Below are 18,774 nucleotides of genomic sequence, written 5' to 3'. Positions count from 1 at the left end.
TCATTATTCTATGCAATAATTTTAAATGAATAATTTAGTGATTTATCCAATTTATAATTAGTCTTATGATCTTATAATTGAATCATTTATTCATAAAGATAAATTGATTTATCGGATATTAATTTTAATTTTATTTTTATCAAGCAATAATATTGATGAAATTAATAAATTAATTTTTTTGTATAAATAAGCAATATGTTTGTTAGATAAATATCAGTGGATATTAATTGAGAAAGATTCTTATGGTATATTATTTGTAAATAAAATTAAACATTAATAGCGTGACTTTATTTTTGGTTTATGTTAACAATTGTAAAAATAGAGTCTCTATTTTAATGCTAATTTCTCTTTGTTAATTGTTATTGAAGAATGAATATAGGTTTTTAACCGTTTAATAACGTCGTAAATACTCGCTTTCTTTTAGCATTGATAGTTATCTGTTCTGTTAAAATAGCGATTTTGGTTTTGTATTTTCTAACGAAAAAAGCATGAAAAATAACAAAAACGTGAACAAACATGGCAAAACATCGTTTTTCGGACAACATTTTTTTGAGCTGTATATGGATCATGTGGAGCATTGCTCTGGGATTCTATCTGGCTGGTAATCTTTTTGGCTGTGCAGTGACCGCGATTCTCTCTTTTTTGGCGCTAATATTTTGCTTTATTCACATGAGGTCGAGATTAAAAACTATGTTTGGAAAAAAATCAGAGGCAACGGCTGTTGAACCCGCGTCTCAATTTGTTGATGATAAAAAGAACGCTAGTGCAGAAGCTCGTCGTTGTACTATTGTTGCCAAAAGCTCGGTATTTAAGGGCGATATTGATGTAGAAGGCGATATACAGATCTGGGGCAAAGTGATTGGCAATATCCGGGTGAAAGAAGGCGCGATCCGCATTATGCACGCTGGACGGGTTGAAGGTGAACTTAGCGCGCCGGAAATCATTATTGATGGCGATGTTGAAGGAACCTGTTGTGCAGCGACGTTGGATATTCTTGAACATGGTGAGCTGCGTGGAATCAGTCGTTGCAGTAGTATGTCCATCAAACGTGGAGGCTTGTTTTTTGGGCAATCGGAACAGGTTGAAAACAAAACTGCATCCGAACGTGTCGTACCAATAAAAGATACCAACAATGATAAATCTAAAGATAAGGCCACGGTAAAAACAAGTGCCTGATAAACCGGGCCCGTGTGATATCTGATTCAGATCCTTCCAGCACGGGCCTTCCCTGTTAGCTTTTGACGAGTTGCTCTATTTTCTCTTTAGTTTTGTTTACTATAGCAATCTATCTATTTAATTGTTTTAATCACTCTAATTGAAGTATGTGGTTTGTTGCATGGTAAGTATCCTGTTTGTTAACTAATATTGGGAGAAGAAGAATATGATTGTGATGTTGGAGACAGACAGATTAATTATGCGTGCATGGAGAGAAGAAGACAGATTACCATTTTGCCATTTGAATAGTAACGCAGAAGTCATGGAATATTTTCCTGCCACTTTGACGGCGGAACAGAGTAATACGATGGTGGATACGATTATCCAGAGATTTGAGCAACAGGGAGGTTGGGGATTATGGGCTGTGGAGCTGAAAGAAACCGGGGATTTTATTGGTTTTGTTGGTTTGAATATTCCTGTGGCGGAATTACCGTTTTCACCTTGTGTCGAAATTGGATGGCGTCTTGATAAGCCATTTTGGGGTAAAGGTTATGCCAGTGAAGCTGCACGTAAAACTTTGGATTTCGCTTTCACTCAATTAAAACTTGAGGAAATAGTTGCATTTACGACAATTTCTAATTTGCGATCTCAAAAAGTTATGGAGCGGCTTGGCATGGTGAAAGATGAAAATACTTTCTTGCATCCTTCATTACCGAATGGGCACCTGCTTCATGAACATGTACTTTACCGGATTCGTCAATAATAGCGCTATTCTCTTTTCTGGTTTTCATTACTTTGATGTTTTATACTACAGTTGCATAGATTGTATCTTGGAAATTCAAATGAAATATGAATTAGCTGTTATGGCGGCCTTGACTAAATTAAATCATCCTAATACGCGTTCAATTGTAGAAGCGACAGGGATATCTGAGCGTAAGGTGCAACAGGTCTTGCAAATATTGCAACAAGAGTTAGAAGTAAAGATTAACCGTATTAGGGATGGGAAGGTCAGTTATTTTGAAGTTATTTCTTGGGGGATATTTGAAAGTGGTCAGGCGATTAATGGTAAACTGGTCAATTTGGATCTGGCTAAGTTTAAATACTCCCGTCAGCAAGAGAAAGATATTAGAAATCAAAAGAATAGAAAAACAATAATGACAACTTATAATGAAAAAAAACATTATTTTGACAGTGTAAAATTAAAAAACTATAGAGATAGTATGCGTCTCGAAGGAATGAATATTGTTATGAATAGTTTGCCTGAAACACCGAAAGAGCAAAAAAATCTTAAAGATAAACTAATTAGAAAATATAGTTTACAATGAGGTAATTATGATAGATAAATATGGAGCAGGGCAAGATCCCTACACATATCCGGATATAGATACACTTATTAATAAATTAGGTATTCGTGATCCTGTTGTGCTTGAGCAGGCAGAAAGGGAACTCACTGAACTTGCTATATTAAATATTTCATTCCAGGAACCACCTTACGATTTAGCCTTTTGGTGTCAACTTCATAAACAGATATTTTCTGACTTGTATGATTGGGCTGGTCAGCTAAGAATAATTGATATATCTAAAGGGGATACCCGTTTCTGTCATGCTAAATGTATTGAGATAGAAGGGAATAGGATATTTAATATGTTAGAGAATGAAAATTATCTTGAGGGATTACATCATCAGAAGCTTATTGAAAAACTTGCTGAATATTATGCAGAATTAAATGTGATTCATCCTTTTAGAGAAGGAAATGGGCGAACTCAGAGGTTGTTATTTGAATATATTGTTATAAACTGTGGGTATAAAATCTCTTTTGAATCTATAAATGCTAAGCAGTGGATTGACGCGAATATTTCTGCTTATCAATGTAACTATCAGCCATTAATAAAAATTTTTGAAAATTGTGTTTCTGTTTAATATTTTGGCTATTTTATTGATTATTTATGAGTATGATTTTAAGAAATAATAAACTTAAATAGGCAGAAAAATAGCTTTAATTATGTCCTTATATTGGTTGCTATTAGATTTACTTAGTGTGCTGGGCGATCAGTAATCATTAAAATAATTGATCTGCGTAAAGATATATCATTATGAATGAAAGTAATAACCATATAGTAAAGTGACAAGAATAAAATTACTCCTGTCACTTTTACTTGCTATTGATTTATTTAGAAGCAAGCTATTGAGAAAAAAATACTATAAAGAGCTATTGGTCCGCATACTTGAGTACATTTGGTCAGTGGCTTATCGCTTTGCAAACAGATAGTTGCGAATGCTGAGTTAGAGGAGAAGGTGGCAATACTTAACGCTAAAAGGCAAGCTGATAACTTTTTCATAGTTGATACCTCATCAGGGGTTTATTGGAGTCCAATAGTTTATCTGAGTTACTAATTATGTTTAATAGTAGGTAATAAGTTCCCTTTTCGTATAATTTTTTGTTGTATCGTTGAAAATCTGTTGAAGTAACGCCGGTGGATTTGTGACAAAGGATGGGTAAATAATTATTATTTATTAATAACGATGAATGATTCAATATTGATTTTTTGATATTCCATCTGTCAATATATTGTTTTTATTATTTTTTTGAATGGAGATACATTCATTTCATATTAATATTGTGAAAGTTAAAATAAAATTTTTTTATTTGTATTATTACATCCATATTTATAGGCAGGTGTTGCGGGACATCACACAAGTGAAACAGTAGGAAGTTTTAAGGTAGTTTTATGATATTATTAATAAATAACTTTTCATATTTTTTGTCTTCAAAACTATTTATTAATATTAATTTCCCAGTAATGGTTAATCACTATTAGCGATAAAAATAATTCATCATGATTTATTTAATGTCTACTATAGTTAAATGGTATTATCAATGCATGATTTATGTAATTAAATGATTTAGTTGGTAGATCTCTTTTGAAGAAAATATTAATTATTAACCTTAAGGAGAATTCATGATTAATATCCCTGAAAATACTGCCCTGAAAGCTGTGAACGGTTGGTGGAAATGTGGCGATACCGGAATAATTTATCAATGGGGATATAATCCGAAAGGAGGCCCTGGACAAATTACAATAACCTATCCAATCCCGTTTCCTACAGCATGCTTATCTATGCAAGTTAGTGTCTATACTAATGGTACTCCTCTGGATAACTATTCAACAGTTTATGGATTTAATGCTACCAGTGCTGTGATTGGGCGTGACGTTTTAGGTTCATATTGGTTCGCAATAGGATATTAAGTAATGTGTTATTACAGAGAAGAATTAATATATTTTAGCTTTGGAATTGAAGAGAAATTATATTGAAATCTATTTGGTGAATTGCTTCCATAATATTGGCTATCAATCGATACATAGGGAGCAGTTCTTATGGGATTCTCGTTATAATTTAAATTAACCATTGTCCGCTATTATCTGGTTGGGTATGAGGGAGAAAAGACTACGGCTTAGAAAGATGGTAGATAATAAATACGTAAAATATGCTTATATCTGAATAGAGCATTATATCAAATGGCATTTATACGCTTTAAGGAGTGAATTTATTAATCTATACCCTTCATCTTTCAAGCTGCTGCTTTGTTGGCTGCGTTCACTCACCCCAGTCACATAGTCATCTATGCTCCTGGGGATTCGTTCACTTGCCGCCGCGCTGCAACTCGAAATCTATTAGGTATAGAGATTGACGGAAAAACGGGGAACGTAAAGAATTTTTGTGTAGGAAATCTGTTTATTATTGAAGTGGTATCAACCTGAGTATGGATTGTTAGCATGGCTTTTATTCTGAGTTTTATATACCCGTTATCTTTCAAGTTGCCTCTTTGTTGGCTGCACTCACTCACCCCGGTCACATAGTTCTCTATGCTCCCGGGGATTCGCTCCCTTGCCGTCGCGATGCATCTTGAAATCCATTGGGTATAGAAGAGTTGCTTCATCCGGTTTAGCTTATTTTAGCGGGTGTTGATTAATATAATTTAGCATGGTTTTTTAAGGGTGTGGTTTTTTGCATATTTCATCAGTATATAAACGATGAGTATCCCACGGAAGTATAAGTGTGTCTGTGATTATAGAGAATGGAAGGTCTATCAGACTTGAAAATGGGTAGCCTTCCTTAATACCTTGTATATCAAATTGAGTTGCTGGGTAGACTTTGCATTCATAGCCGTGAGTTACACGAGAGCCAAAGGTTCCACATCCGCTTAAAATAGCTGAAATTAAGACAACTCCGATAGATTTTAGCATTGGTAATACTCCTGATATAATTGAGTTAATATATTGAATAGTAACATCCAGATTTCAAATTGAAAATACAAGATTAACAAATTCATCCCAGTTTTAATTAAACCCAGATATTTTTATATACGTTCACATTATTTACTCAATCACTTGATATTGTACGGATATCGGCTATTAAACGATTGCTTGGGAGTCTTTAATGCCAGTGTACAGGTTACCAAAAATGTTTAAAAAAACTTATGAGAAAACAATAAACAAAGTAGGCAATATGCTTATGTCGCTTGACAGATGAGTAGATAAAATGAACTCAATGTATATTAGTTACACGGTCATTGATGTGTATGTTAAAAGCTCTTCATTTGAAAGGGAACATTTTAAACGATTACATGAAGAAGTTGCATAAATATACTACACAGACTCGTTGTATGCGCCATTCATTAGCTAGTAATCAGTTTGATTCATTACAACGCTGGAGTATAAATATAACCAAAGTTAAGGGCCAGTTATTGCAAAAAGCAAGTGGAATATACTGAGCTTTTTCTTGTTGAATATTCGCTACTGGGTAACGTTCCAATGAAAAAATAGTGTAGATCTAATTGGATGTAATGATAACGTCCTGTCAATTTTGTAGCCTATAACTTCCGAAATTTTCTTTTGCAAGTCAGGGTTAATTACAATCAGATGGTTTTGACCTAAAAGAGCACTTTGAAGCATGTAAAGCCTTCTTCCTTGTTTGATTACAACTCGATACCATTTAGTGGCTTTCTTAATTTCTGTAAACTATTTGTTCTCATTAGTTAAATATTTCCAATAGAAAATGAGTCCTCGTATTCTTCAGATTGTGGGACAGTTCAGTGTAATAATATATATTTGAAAATATTTTGATTGTATGATTTCAGTTTTGGATGTTTTGCTATAGTTTCTTCAATAAAAGAAAGTGGAGGCTTAATTTTAATCGTAACGCTGTTATCCCAATTTGCTGTGAGAGACTGTGTTGTTTTATTTATATTCGAGTGTCACTCGGTGAGTCAGTAGTATCGTTTCGAATTGTAATGATTTTCTCGAGTTCATTATTGATAGCTTCTATATCTAAGAAATGACCAGTTGAAAATGATGTTGCTAAATTGAAAACTAACTTTCGGAAAGAAACAATATGGTAAAAAGGTTTTAGAGTTTCTGAAATTAGCAATGCAACTCTTGCTTCTGCGGTCTTTCCTTCGAGGCATAAAGTTGCTGTATGGCAGCAAACATTAAAAACATATTCTTCATACCCATCATAAATTGGATTAGAAGAACGTCCCCCAATCAAAATATCTCTATCTAAATATGCTTTTATTATTACATTTCTCATTATTTCTGAAAGAAAGTTCAAGGCTTCACTAGAAGTGTTATTAGGGAACTTATGCTTTTCAATGAATTTTGCAACAAAATAAATATCATTTTTCTCATGAGAACAACTTAATATAGCTATATCTTTATAGAAGACAGGAACAGAAAGACCACAGATCAAACTAATAAAAATGCTTTTTTTTCTTTCTTTATAAGTTGATGAGTTTATGATCTCCCTTAAGAAATTATCCATATTCGCCACTGGGAAATCTGAATTCTGAGCTAATATACAAAGTAAATGATCAATGCTTAGCCAGGGGATTTCATTTGCATACGAAAGTTGAATCGTAGAAAAAATAGTTGGGTCTATTAAGTCCTTTATTTTCACAAGGTTTTCAGGGGTGTCTACGACATTGAGATTTTCATCTTCTGCAATGCTAAGTAGCAATTGTAATTCCTGAATGAAATCATAAAGATTTTTTCGAATGTCTTCTGCCGTAATCCGTTGTATTCCAAGAGTGGTGATATCAAATGAAAGATAATCTTCTCTCGTTATATTTGTAATCCAATTTTCCAAAGTGATTTTGGTGTAATTTGATATTACAATGGTGATGGATTTTTTTACAATTATTGAAATAAAACCCATCAGAGAAAGATAGATAGATGTATATATATCAACTATCACTTTATGTGGGTCGATTATGCCTTGATCATATAGATTTATATATTGCGTTGTTTCTTTTGATGTTAGATGAAAATATGCTGCGCGAAAATAATCGCCAGAGTGTGTGAGGTTGCCCCTCATGCAGAGCGGAATGTTAGGGTTTAGAAGTATAGGATTGTGTTGGGAGGGTTTATTAGAGTAGCGGAGTAAAATTTTTTCAAAATATGGGAGAAAATCATCATCATTAGGCGGTAATTCAAATAATTTAAATGCGTCTGATCCATCATTATTTTGATCTCTTATTTTTATCGCTGCTTGATATGCAGCGACAAATGCAGGAGTTTCATCTGTAAGGGTTAATTCCCCAAGCATAGGATCATCGATGGTTTCCCCGATCGCTAATTTTTCTATTACCTTTCCTAATGGCGAATTCACATTAAGAAATAGAGGGTGCTCAGTTACTATATCCTTTACTAAGATGCGTTTATGTTTTCTAAATCCATCGTCAAATTCGACCCCTTTAATGCAAAATCTTGGCAAGTATACAAATTTGTTTACCTCAGAGCGAAACATCAAGGAGTTATGATGAATATCTATAAGATATTTTGCCAATTTATTGGGGTTTACTACAAACCAGTCTACTAAAACTCTCTCGGAAATATTATGGTCTACAAATTTTGCTATGCTATTTAATAAAGGGATCTTTGATTCGTGGTATGTGGAAAAAATCTCTTCTGGAATTCCCATGACCATATTAGTTAAATCAATTTTACTTATGTTCTTATTTTGGTATAAATTTAATAGCAAATCCCATGAGTAAGCATTTTTATTCTCTAGTTTAATTGCTGCTTGGATTGCTCTAATGGCATCATCGTTTTTTTGTAAGCGCTCATATGCCTGAGCTTCTAGCAACCATACTAACTCACTTTTTTCATCATCTGAAAACAGGGCTAGTTTCTTGAAAAAAAGATCATTTTGGTCACTTAAATATAAAGCTTGTAATAAACTTTCTAAAAGTGGAGACAACCATGGTTCGTCAGGTAATATAGGTTGTAGGTACTTTACTGCAATTAGCGGAAGACTTAAGTCCATAAATCTTTCGCATAAAAAAATTAAGTTGGATGGGTTTATTTCCTTGTATCGAGTTGCGTCAAAATTCAAGAATTCTTCAGCTTGTTTCCCTAAATCAAAAATGGCTTTTTTATCTTGAGGAATACATAACCAAACAGAAACCTGGAGTTCGAGGAGGGCGTTAATGTAACTATCGTTAGTGCTAATTTTTCCTCCATCACCTCTCCAGTCAGCTAGTAAGGTTTTATCAAATGAATCAGTTTTTAATAACTCGTCAAGTTCAGAGAATGTCTCAATACTTTTTATTTCTTTAGGTAAAGAAAATTTTGTATTTTGCAAGGCTGTTCTATTAGTTATTTTTGAAATAACTTCGGCACATTTGGGACTTACTTCTGATATTTTATTCAAATATTTCTGAGCAAGTTCAAGCAGCTTTCTATCAGTAAAGTTAGTAATATAAAGTTGATTTATTAACGGTGATGTATAACGAGGTATATCTGATGCAAAATTCTTTAGAAGTGTACTAACTAAACTGTCAATATGATTTTTTTGTTTTTTATCAAATGAAAGAATATGTCGATTCTTAATTTCTTTTAAAAATAAAAGTGTTTCGCAATGAAGCATGAAAAACATCGAGTTTTCAGATGGGTAATTTTTATTTAGATAATCACTAATGCCATATGCCGTTTTAAAATCTCTATTTCTCAATGAGCCTCGGATCAGACCTATAATCTCTTGCTCTAAAAAATTTAATTTTTCTGAGCTATTAAATGATGAGTTAATTTCATCAATAGTTGCTAAGTGTTCGAAAAAAACCTCATTAGAATATGGTCCCTTCAATTCTGTGAAAAGATATCTCTCTCGAGCAGATTCGAGTTGAACGTGGGATTCTAGGTGAATGAGTATTGAGAGAACTGCGTCTCTAACTTCATTACTCAATGCTGGGTTTCTCAGAAGGACTTGTATTTCTTGTTTAGGTAAATCCGTCTTTCCTTGAACCAAGGAAATTTTAACCTTCAATGCATTTAATATTGATTTTACATTATTGTCCAGTGCATCAATATTTGTAATGGCGTTTATCTTCTTTTCAGCTTCGGATATCTTTCTGTAAGAAATGTCGTGCATTAAATCATCAATGAACCTTCTAATATCTTTAGGTTCAATGCTATTAATAATGTTGACAATTTTGTTATTGCCAACATTATCCCCTGATCCAGTATGAATTTGCTTTTCCATTATTTCCCGTTGTTGATAACTTTATTTCCCGCAACATTATCACCAGTACCATAGTGGTTTTGATTAACAGAACCAATAGTTTGCTCCTGCTTAATACCTTGCATGCATTGCAGTATTTCGGGAGAGTTATCAATACGCTTTTTGATCGCATGCTGACCTAACTCATCTAAATCAAGGTCATTTAGTCTATCGGATAATTTTTCGATTAAAGCATCGTCAAATAACCATCCCTGCAATTTTTCTTTTAAAAAGCTGGCCGAGATTTTAGCCCCTTTGACAAAACCGTCATAAAGAATCCCTGAAAGGATTGTGCTGCTCATAAAGTCCATATCAACTCCTAATGCCATAGTAGTGTGCTAAAAATCACTCTTTTTTATAAAAAAATCAACCTCCTTTAGATGATACCTTAGAATTGGTAACCTATCTTCATGAAGAAATTGCTGCTGAGGAACTTGAGCGCCATAAGTTGCAACATTGGGTTCTATTTTAACTGTCTGTTTTAATTTGGTTTGTGGGGGATGATGCTGAAGTCAAGCTACGAGATGTATCGCTCATTAGAGGAGAGCAGCCTCGGTTACAACAATATGTTGTATATGCGCCATTGACTTATACCGGCAAGGCGTATATCATTACTTAAAATATACACCAATGGCGCACTGAGACATGATATTTATTGAGACTCATATCTTCACTGAAGATTGTAAAGAGTTGTTAAGTGAAGGTGAATATCGCGAGTTTCAGCAATATCTTGCAGACAACCCTATTGCTGGTGATGTTATCCAACACACTGGTGGCTTACGTAAAGTCAGATGGGCATCTGGAGGTAAAGGTAAGCGAGGCGGTGTGCGCATTATTTATTACTATAAAGTAGATGTCTCACATATCAGGCTGTTGTTGATTTACAAAAAAGGTATCAAGGATGACCTTAGTGAATCAGAAAAGAAAGTCTTGAGAGCACTAAATGAGGGGTGGTAACAATGGATAGTAAATTATTTTCCAGGCTAACTGAAAGCATGACACAGATGAACGAAATTATTAACGGCGAACGTGCTGCCTCTCGTGGAACTCACGTTGAAGCAGTAAAAGTCAAGAATATTCGTCAGGCAACTGGTTTAAGTCAGACCGGTTTTGCTAAGCTAATTTCTGTTAATGTTGGAACCCTGCGGAACTGGGAGCAGGGGAGGCGTGAACCAACCGGACCCGCAAAAGCTTTGTTGAAGGCAATAGAGAAAGATCCGGTTCATGTTTTAAAGGCGTTATCTATGTAAGTAGAGCACATGAAAATTCCTAAGCCTCGTTTCTGCACTGGGGAATCCCCAGAAAAAATGAGACAGGCATAACATTATGTGATCTACTGATTGCGCTAATAATTTCAGCGAGATCACTACTATGTCTGTTCGTCGAGTATGCTCATAAAAATGGGTGGACGTAAAGTGGACATAGACAAAGAAAAAAGGGCTACGTTCTCACGTAACCCCTTGATTTATTTGGTGGAGCTGGCGGGAGTTGAACCCGCGTTAATTGTTTTACATCTTATTGTTATACATAACATTTTTATGAAATATCTTCGCCGCGTATCCTTTGCAGCTCCTTTCATGTCTCACCACTGGCCTGTTTAGGTTTGTATGTGCTGCTATCATATTCCTTCAGATATGATCCATAATGTCTGAAAAGCATCTCTGGGCCTTTATGCCCCATTTGAGCGGCAAGCCAGAAAAGATTAACCCCTTGGCTGATGTGCTTTGTTGCAAATGTGTGCCTTGTTTGATAAGGGTTGCGATACCGAATTCCCGCCTTTTTTAGTGTGGGTACCTAGGCTTTTTTACGAATGGCATCTGCACCTGCCCAAGCCTCACCTTTTTTGGGGTCCTCAAAGACCACTTCGCCTTTCATAAAGGTGAATGCCTTCTGATTTAATAGGGCTGACATAGCGTTAGTGTCCAGTTCAACTTTTCTGGTACCGGCTTTTGTCTTCGTTCCTTTTATTATTCCTACTACTCGTGCCGATTGGACATGTACGGTTTTGCCAATGAAGTCGATATCTTGCCATCGAAGCGCGCATAACTCGGAGCTTCTAAGCCCTGTATGTATCGCAAAAAGGAATAAATTTTCCCATTGTTTTTGTTTATTGCCTGCTGCTGACAGTAATGCAGTAACCTCGTTAGGAGATAGAGGGTCAACAATATATTCGTTATCGTTTTCTATTCGTTCAGTTTGATACCGTGATGCTGTGACTAAATTCACAGGATTCATACTAATCAGGCAATCAGTAACTGCTTCATCTATGGCGCTTCGTAAAAATGACAGATTGTTCCTGATTGTTTTCAGAGCAGTTGATCGTTTTTGAATCCAAGTTTTTAATATTGCTGGTGTTAGCTCTACAACGGGAATTTTATGTAATTCAGATAGAGCAGTTTTACATTTTTTATATCCATTAATTGTGGATGGTGATAAATTGCGGGTTTCACAGATTTTTAAATACTCATCTAAATAATCTTTTATTGTTTTGCCTTTATTGACATTTCCGAATATTTTTAAACGTGATGAATTAGGGAAATATTCAGCATAAATAAAAGTATCTCGTTCAATTTTATTATATATTTCGCCGAGTTTGCGCTCGGCATATTTAATGTTTTTGGGTGTCACTTCTAGATTTGAGAGGGGTTCTCGGCATTTAACCCCCTTGTATGTAAAAGAGATATTTATAGTTTCACTAGAACGATGTTTCCTTACTGTAATTCCTCTGGGCAATTTACTATACTGTTTTTCCTGGCCCACTTAGCTACCTCATTTAAATCAATCCAGCGTTCCTTAACACCTTCAACTTTCAATACATGTACGCCATCACGCCAAACGCCGCGCTGAATGCGCTTATTAATTGCATCAACTGTTTCCCCTGTTGCATAGCAATAAGCGGATATGGGAACACATTCAATATTCACCATTTATTTACCTCACATGGTTTTGCCTCATCATTGATATAATGATCAGATCAACGACAGCACAAACACGGGTAATATCACCCTGATTGCAAGATGTATTTTTGACACTGGCTGCTAATCTTCCCAATTTAATATCGAAGTTGGTTAATAACTGTTGTCCTGGTTGCCAGGGTTGCATGATGGTTCTCCGGTCAGTGGATTTACCATCATGCTATTCATTATGTTACTTGATTTCTGATTAAGCTTAATCAGTTTTGAGTGTGAATTATGGCTCCAATGGGTAACACTCAAAAATTCCAGGACTTTGCATCTCCATATCTGCTATGCAGTTTTTTTCATCCGGGTAAGTATGGCTGTAAGGAATGTACTGGCAGTTTGTCGAAGAACATACAAGTAGAAACAGACCGTATATCATTTTCGGTCCCTCATTTTCTCGATAGCCTGAGAATTGGATACTGGAATTATTTTGACGTCAAACGGAAAATCATAGAGTACATTGCAACTCCTATCGATAATGATGATCCCATTACGACCATCAGGTAGCGTTAATTTAACAATTTCATTTTTGCTGTGAGAATGTCTTAACATGGGTCTGTCTCTTTTAATTTACCTTCAATCTTGCATTCTTCTGCTGTTTTCCATCTAATAGATACATGCCGAGAAATACAAACGTAAATTCTACATGCTTGTGGGATTTATTTTCTGACATTATTACCTTGTGTTAATTTAAGGTAATGTTAAATATCTAATGGAGGTAATGTTGGTTATTCCCAGTTAATTCATTTTCCATTGAGGCCAGTAATTTATTTTTTAACTGAGCAATGATTTTCTTTTCTTCATCTGTAATATCTTGACTTTCTCCTGTTATCCATTCTACTTGGTATTTATTTAGGTTTTCATCAAACGAGATAATGATTTCTAATCGTGCAGCCATAAATCACTCCATATTATTTATTGCCCCAGTATTTGTGGGACGTAATGAATATTAACGTACTTGCAGGTTTCTCTCACCGATTTCAATATGAGCTCCTGGTACATTGATACCGTTTTCAATAGCTTCTTTGATGGCTTTTTTGTCCGGGGCGGTAATTGTCTGCACATCAACTAACTCATCAGGTAATTTTGACTCATCATCAATGATGACATTCATAAGACCTTTTCTGGCTGTGAACGTGTTTTTGGTAGTTCGTAGTGAATCCATTCCCGCTTTCAGTAAACAATCCAGGGCATACTTTTTTAGGTTTTTTACTTGCCTTTCGAATGATTTTTTACGGTCAGTAAGTCGCTTAGACTCATCAGCAAGAGTCTTGGCTTGGCCTTCGATATTGCGAACATGGATCATGATAGCATCAAGTTTATCACCGATAGTACATTCGATACTTTCAAGTGTATCGGCGATATCTTCTGGCGAGAATTCGCCAGTTTCTACCAACTGTTGTAATTTTTCATAATCTGCTGCTAATGCAATTGCGGTTGTAGTCATTAGTTTGCTTTCTCTAATTGAGTTAAACATTCTTTCTCTATTTCATTCAAGCGACGCAGACGACCGGATAAGTACTTTTCGTAATCCTTGTCTCCTTTGGCCTTGGCGTTGTCTAAATGAATGCCTAATTCACGGATAAGGGTAGATGCTATGCCGCGAATTTCATTTTTGCTGACAGCGGTACGCATAGTTTCTGTATTACGGGTGAACTTATCGTCTAGTTCCTTGCGTAATCTGACTAGATCCTCGGCCTTATCACTGGCGGCCTTGATTTCAAATTCAATGTTGTTGTCGGCCAGATATTCAGGGTTATCATGCATACCCATAAATACATCAGCAGAAAATCCAAGCATCGATAACGCTTTCTTTATGGCATCGGTGAGTGATTTCTTGATGGCTTCTCCATCTGTTTTAATTCCATATTTGGTTCTGTACATGTATGGTGTTGCACCATAACTTTCAATTTCAGCGCAAATGTCACATTCGACCAGATACCAAAAGAGAATTTTGATAGAGTGATTTTGTTCACATATTAATGTGCCGTCAGAATCACGTAAGAATCGGCTCCCAATTTGTTTATTTTTATCGTCATAGATAGGTTCTGACATGGGGGCGCCATTGATCAGTTTTTCTTCTGTGACATTACAGCCCCATCCATAACCGAATGGTCCGAATAGTTCTGTTGCCCGCATAAACATATAGTTACTGTTTATGCTTGTACCGTTGAACCCCATTCCCTCTAATGGTTTTGTAAAGTGGGGATCGGTGCGTTGGACTGCTTTCCAGATACGGAGATTCGTTTGCTGCTCATCGCCTTGTGCCTTGATAGTTTCTTCCAGCAAATTGGCACGATGTTGGAAGTTATCATCATTGGTGTTCAGGGTAGCAGCAGGAGGCAATGAGGTGACTTCATCATCCGCCGTAGTGTCTTGTGCAGTCTTTTCTACCGCTTTGTCCTCTTTGGTTTGCTTGGTTTTTCTGGTCTTAAGAGACGTGGTTTCGCTTTTTTTCTCTTTAACCTGTAGTGCCGCTTGTGGGGGTTCAACCTCATCTGGAGCAACATCTGTTATTGAGGCTTCTGATGTTGACATCGGATAATCGGAAACTTTGGGTTGCTCTTCTGGTAATTCAATGGATATGTCGGTATTACCTAAAGCACAGTTTAAAAATTCCTTCATAGCGATGACATCGGCCAGAAATTCAGGACGGCGTTTACCTTCACGCACGATGCTGAAAAGCGTTTCTCTTGGAATGGACAGAGCGTCGGTTCTGATGCGAAATGCGGTGGACCATTGCCTCCATGTTTCATTGTTGTCTGCTATCAGTTGTTTAGCTTCTTTTATACTATGTGACATAATCGCCCAGCAATGAAAGTCACCGTCTAGTAATGCCAGTGCAATTTCCAGATCTAACGTGGCGTAAGTGTGGTTAAAATCACGCGTAGTAATAGATGAGTTTTTCGTTGGTTCGAGTGTTCTAGCCTGCCATGTGGTGCCGTTGAACTCGTATTCAGTAGCAAATTTTTCGTCAAATTTACCAATTGGTGGGCGAGGGGAGCCCTGTATATCTTTACAAATAATCGGTTTTGATGTGTTGAAGTTGCTCATATCGTCCGCGTATTCTTCCCCAAGGTAAACAATGGCCATAGCTTTAGCCAGTTTTTCAGAATTGGCTTTGAGTGCGATTGAAAGTGGTACGGCCCCATTTTTTTGAGCTTTTTTTGTCGGCTCAAAGACACAGATATATGTGAACATTGGTCTTACCTCTTTAATGAATTGCTTTTTTTGCCAGTCTTATTGCTGCCTTAATCCCGGCTTTTGGCATTTTGACTTTTGGATATAATCCCTTGACAGCATTTGAATAAACCATTCCCGTCGTTGGGTAATATTCAACCCGCCTTTTGCCACCGATAATAGATATATGCATAGTTTCGTTTGTTGTATCGCTATTATTTTCATGCTCAATAGCAATTAAACCATTATCTAGGATTAAATTAATTACATCATTTATGTTTTTCATAAATACACCTAAGAATTAATAAGGAATTTCTTCATCAGATTTAGAAATTGGTTTTTCTTCAATGCATAACAGTGATTGAATACGGTCATCAAGTTCAGATGCTTTAGCATGAGCTTCCGTAAGAACTTTATTTTGTTCTTTCTTTAAAGTATCAATTTGTGAATTTATAAAGTCTGAGCGACTAATATTTGGATACGGGATTTCTATATCATGAATAGCGACAACTGTACCAAAGATCGACGCATTTCCGTGTTTACTTGCGTCATGTGGTAAGACAGTGATGTTCATTTTTCGTGAAATGTTATTTTCGATAGCGTGAACATAGAGCTTTACTTGTATTGTTTCTTGTTGTGCTTTCATAGCAACTCCTGATATATTATTAACGATCAATGATGGAAATCATTGGTCTTGCCTCTTCTAGCGAGTTAGTTCTCGTTAGTAGAAATTCCCGGTTAGCTTTGGTCGGCGATCCGGGGTAAAAGAACCCACCACTTCGGTGGGTTTTTTTACATCTGTTTATTCTTAGTTTTTCTCCATATTGGTATTAGTTGGTACGGACTGATCAACGATAAATACCATTCAGGGATTATGGTTTTAATAAATGCTTTAAACAGGCCGATGAATCGGTCTAATTTATATTCTGCATGTCATTACACATAAGAGCTGTTGTTCGATTGGTTAATGTGCGGGTCTTTCCCCGCCGTCCGTTGATTCACGCAGTTTCTAAGAAACCCGGCAAGAAGAACCGTAACGCATCAACTGTCAGTGTTTTTCGTACCATTCCCACCGCTGGCTGGGGAATCCTGGTGTTGGTTGATCTTTCCTCTTCCATTCAGGTAAATACAGTTGTCATGTGTGGTAATCATGGCAGGTCATGTTGAGCGCTGCGGTTCTCCTCCTTCATGACAATTGAAATTGTAAATTTGGTTCTGAACACTTAACCTAAACGGCTGCTGTGCCGTGTTACTGATTAGCAAATCATCTACCTCTTCATATGCCGGTAGCGGCTACTGCGTGGGCGTCCTGCCTGTTTGCTGTTGAAATCAAGTTTGGTAATTAATAAACTTAAAGTAAATCAAAAGTTAAACAACGAGAAGGGCTTATCGAAGTGTTAAGTTTAACTATTTGATTTATTTTTATATCTATTTCAAGGTATGAACTGAATGAATTTTCCCTTGGTGATAGCACTATAAAATAGGATGGCCAAGATAGTTTTAGAGATTCGCCATGCATATAGCATGATAATTTTTTAGTGTTGGCTAAAGGTTAATTAATTTTTGGATTGAGTGATTGAGGGTTAACGGTTTATTCCGTAGGGTTCAGAGTAAGATAAAAATCTTATTGATAAATAATAAAAAAGTCGAGTGGCGACTTTTTTCTATGCTTTCTTTTGCTTCTTTTTATGTAATAATTCTTCTAGTAAATTATCATAATGCCGTTTTTTATCTTCAAGATTTTTTATCAGATCATCGGCATCACTATCTGGTAGTTCGTCGAACAGTTCTAGAAGAACTTTTTGTTTAGGAGTCAATGTTACTTGTAGTGGACTTCCTAGTTCGGGGGTGTTTGTATCGGCGTCTAAATAACCATCTGGCATTCGATAGTCTTGTTCTAAACGTCTCGCGGCTTTTTCGCCGAAAGATGCTTTACCGTTCATAAGCTGTGACAAATAACTCCTCTCTTTTTCAGGAAGAGTTTTATCGGAAAACCAATCTCTTAGGCGTTGTTGCCTGATGTTCTTCATGCTCATTTTATTTATAAGAACCTACGTATCTGGGATTTAACTATTTTTCCTACCAGTTAAATTGTGATTAGTATTTACTAAATAAGCAAATGCTTGACAAATGTTTAGTATTTATTAAACCTTTTGTATTTCTAAAAGGGGTAGTTATGAAACTAAATGATTACATTTCTAATTTAAAGCGAGGTGAAGCCAAACTTCTGCTGAGAGGCTTGGGGTATCCAGTTCCTATTTATCACAAATGGCACATGGTTATGCTCCAGTTCCTCCCGCTAGATGTTTTGATATAGAAAATGCAACCAATGGAAAAGTGACAAGACAAGATCTTCGTCCTCATGACTGGCAGAAAATATGGCCTGAAATAAATGCTAACTGAGTAGTCAGTAAAAAAACTGATTCTCAATAATCAACATTGCGACAGGAGACGTAAACCGTGGAACAAAATATCAACGCCCTGAAAGCCGAAGTCGAGGCGTGAGCAGCAGAGAAGGGGCAGGAGTATGTAGCAATCGAAATAAGCCGAATATGTACTTCTTGCTTTGTGAAAGAACGGTATCAGCCAAACTGCACACTATTGAAATAAATGGAAATGCTAATTGGAAAGCTATCAATAATAACAGGCAGCAAATTTTCAGGTGGTTGCGCAGTGATTCAAGGGCGGCACGAAGAAAAGTATCAGAGTTGTTACCCGCTATTCAATCAGCCCTTCCACTTGAACGCAAAGCTAGAGTTAATGGTGAAACAATTAATTATTTGATATCTATTGCGATTCGTGAATTTACGGCAGTGATAATTGCAATTCTATTGGGAGGTTTAGGAGGTAGTGACATATCACAACAAATAACTGTTGCGATATCAGCACTGCATGCTTTGACAAACGTTTAAAAGAGGCA

General features: G+C 36.0%; 20 protein-coding genes and 3 pseudogenes. 10 read left to right on the top strand and 13 right to left on the bottom strand.

Annotation, left to right across the window (positions count from 1 at the left end; genetic code table 11):
- Positions 1-690: 690 nt before the first annotated feature.
- The 5 genes from V2H77_RS17625 to V2H77_RS17605 all read left to right on the top strand — a co-directional run bounded on the left by V2H77_RS17625 (position 691) and on the right by V2H77_RS17605 (position 4,403).
- Positions 691-1,176 carry a bactofilin family protein gene (locus V2H77_RS17625; RefSeq protein ID WP_341499829.1) on the top strand — a complete coding sequence of 162 codons (486 nt, stop codon included), beginning with the start codon at positions 691-693 and terminating at the stop codon, positions 1,174-1,176.
- A gap of 205 nt (positions 1,177-1,381) precedes the next feature.
- Positions 1,382-1,918 (top strand): GNAT family N-acetyltransferase, encoded by a 537-nt coding sequence (locus tag V2H77_RS17620; protein WP_341499828.1) that lies wholly within the window; start codon positions 1,382-1,384, stop codon positions 1,916-1,918.
- A 79-nt stretch (positions 1,919-1,997) separates the two neighbouring features.
- Positions 1,998-2,480 (top strand): YhfG family protein, encoded by a 483-nt coding sequence (locus tag V2H77_RS17615; protein WP_341499827.1) that lies wholly within the window; start codon positions 1,998-2,000, stop codon positions 2,478-2,480.
- Positions 2,481-2,487: 7 nt separating this feature from the next.
- Positions 2,488-3,075, top strand: coding sequence for a putative adenosine monophosphate-protein transferase Fic (locus V2H77_RS17610; RefSeq protein ID WP_341499826.1), 588 nt, complete (start codon positions 2,488-2,490; stop codon positions 3,073-3,075).
- 1,040 nt (positions 3,076-4,115) lie between these two features.
- Complete coding sequence (locus V2H77_RS17605) at positions 4,116-4,403, top strand: gp53-like domain-containing protein (RefSeq protein ID WP_341499825.1); 288 nt, start codon at positions 4,116-4,118, stop codon at positions 4,401-4,403.
- 744 nt (positions 4,404-5,147) lie between these two features.
- On the opposite strand, the gene V2H77_RS17600 is transcribed toward V2H77_RS17605, so the two are convergent.
- From V2H77_RS17600 to gapS6a, 3 genes are all read right to left on the bottom strand, one after another.
- Complete coding sequence (locus tag V2H77_RS17600) at positions 5,148-5,402, bottom strand: YceK/YidQ family lipoprotein (RefSeq protein ID WP_341499824.1); 255 nt, start codon at positions 5,400-5,402, stop codon at positions 5,148-5,150.
- Between the two features lie 997 nt (positions 5,403-6,399).
- Positions 6,400-9,696, bottom strand: a complete 3,297-nt coding sequence (gapS6b, locus tag V2H77_RS17595; RefSeq protein ID WP_341499823.1) for a GapS6b family protein — start codon at positions 9,694-9,696, stop codon at positions 6,400-6,402.
- Entirely contained in the window at positions 9,696-10,043 is a 348-nt protein-coding gene (gene gapS6a / locus V2H77_RS17590) for a GapS6a family protein (RefSeq protein WP_341499822.1), read from the bottom strand. Before gapS6a ends, gapS6b begins: the two co-directional genes overlap by 1 nt.
- A gap of 316 nt (positions 10,044-10,359) precedes the next feature.
- On the opposite strand from gapS6a, the gene V2H77_RS17585 reads away from it, so the two are divergent.
- Both V2H77_RS17585 and nadS read left to right on the top strand, forming a co-directional pair.
- Positions 10,360-10,671, top strand: a complete 312-nt coding sequence (locus V2H77_RS17585) for a toxin HigB-2 (RefSeq protein WP_036777554.1) — start codon at positions 10,360-10,362, stop codon at positions 10,669-10,671.
- 2 nt (positions 10,672-10,673) lie between these two features.
- A complete protein-coding gene (gene nadS / locus V2H77_RS17580) occupies positions 10,674-10,964 on the top strand; it encodes a NadS family protein (protein WP_341499821.1) in 291 nt (96 codons plus the stop codon).
- A gap of 220 nt (positions 10,965-11,184) precedes the next feature.
- Here the strand turns inward: nadS and V2H77_RS17575 are convergent.
- From V2H77_RS17575 to V2H77_RS17535, 9 genes and pseudogenes are all read right to left on the bottom strand, one after another.
- Positions 11,185-11,287, bottom strand: a pseudogene (locus tag V2H77_RS17575).
- 2 nt (positions 11,288-11,289) lie between these two features.
- Positions 11,290-12,474, bottom strand: a pseudogene (locus tag V2H77_RS17570) (Arm DNA-binding domain-containing protein).
- A complete protein-coding gene (locus tag V2H77_RS17565; protein WP_341499820.1) occupies positions 12,426-12,641 on the bottom strand; it encodes an excisionase in 216 nt (71 codons plus the stop codon). The pseudogene V2H77_RS17570 and the gene V2H77_RS17565 overlap by 49 nt, the downstream one beginning before the upstream one ends.
- A 4-nt stretch (positions 12,642-12,645) precedes the next feature.
- Entirely contained in the window at positions 12,646-12,816 is a 171-nt protein-coding gene (locus tag V2H77_RS17560) for a hypothetical protein (RefSeq protein ID WP_167337833.1), read from the bottom strand.
- 567 nt (positions 12,817-13,383) lie between these two features.
- The gene (locus V2H77_RS17555; RefSeq protein ID WP_011147664.1) at positions 13,384-13,572 is read right to left on the bottom strand and encodes a hypothetical protein; all 189 of its coding nucleotides are present in this window, start codon (positions 13,570-13,572) and stop codon (positions 13,384-13,386) included.
- Positions 13,573-13,623: 51 nt separating this feature from the next.
- Entirely contained in the window at positions 13,624-14,121 is a 498-nt protein-coding gene (locus V2H77_RS17550) for a siphovirus Gp157 family protein (protein WP_225816654.1), read from the bottom strand.
- The gene (locus tag V2H77_RS17545; RefSeq protein ID WP_445935557.1) at positions 14,121-15,728 is read right to left on the bottom strand and encodes a hypothetical protein; all 1,608 of its coding nucleotides are present in this window, start codon (positions 15,726-15,728) and stop codon (positions 14,121-14,123) included. The genes V2H77_RS17550 and V2H77_RS17545 overlap by 1 nt, the downstream gene beginning before the upstream one ends.
- 160 nt (positions 15,729-15,888) lie before the next feature.
- Complete coding sequence (locus tag V2H77_RS17540) at positions 15,889-16,140, bottom strand: hypothetical protein (protein ID WP_225816652.1); 252 nt, start codon at positions 16,138-16,140, stop codon at positions 15,889-15,891.
- 15 nt (positions 16,141-16,155) lie between these two features.
- Positions 16,156-16,500 carry a hypothetical protein gene (locus tag V2H77_RS17535; RefSeq protein WP_341499818.1) on the bottom strand — a complete coding sequence of 115 codons (345 nt, stop codon included), beginning with the start codon at positions 16,498-16,500 and terminating at the stop codon, positions 16,156-16,158.
- Between the two features lie 284 nt (positions 16,501-16,784).
- Between V2H77_RS17535 and V2H77_RS17530 the strand changes: the two genes are divergently transcribed.
- Entirely contained in the window at positions 16,785-17,021 is a 237-nt protein-coding gene (locus tag V2H77_RS17530) for a hypothetical protein (protein ID WP_341499817.1), read from the top strand.
- A 497-nt stretch (positions 17,022-17,518) separates the two neighbouring features.
- On the opposite strand, the gene V2H77_RS17525 is transcribed toward V2H77_RS17530, so the two are convergent.
- Positions 17,519-17,890 carry a hypothetical protein gene (locus V2H77_RS17525; protein WP_341499816.1) on the bottom strand — a complete coding sequence of 124 codons (372 nt, stop codon included), beginning with the start codon at positions 17,888-17,890 and terminating at the stop codon, positions 17,519-17,521.
- A gap of 232 nt (positions 17,891-18,122) precedes the next feature.
- Between V2H77_RS17525 and V2H77_RS17520 the strand changes: the two genes are divergently transcribed.
- Both V2H77_RS17520 and V2H77_RS17515 read left to right on the top strand, forming a co-directional pair.
- A complete protein-coding gene (locus V2H77_RS17520) occupies positions 18,123-18,257 on the top strand; it encodes a transcriptional regulator (RefSeq protein ID WP_265515087.1) in 135 nt (44 codons plus the stop codon).
- 57 nt (positions 18,258-18,314) lie between these two features.
- Positions 18,315-18,766 (top strand): annotated as a pseudogene (locus V2H77_RS17515) (toxin YdaT family protein).
- Positions 18,767-18,774 lie beyond the last annotated feature (8 nt).

It is taken from the genome of Photorhabdus sp. P32, from assembly GCF_038085095.1.
Taxonomy (GTDB): domain Bacteria; phylum Pseudomonadota; class Gammaproteobacteria; order Enterobacterales; family Enterobacteriaceae; genus Photorhabdus; species Photorhabdus luminescens.
This window is presented reverse-complemented; position numbering and strand designations above follow the sequence as displayed.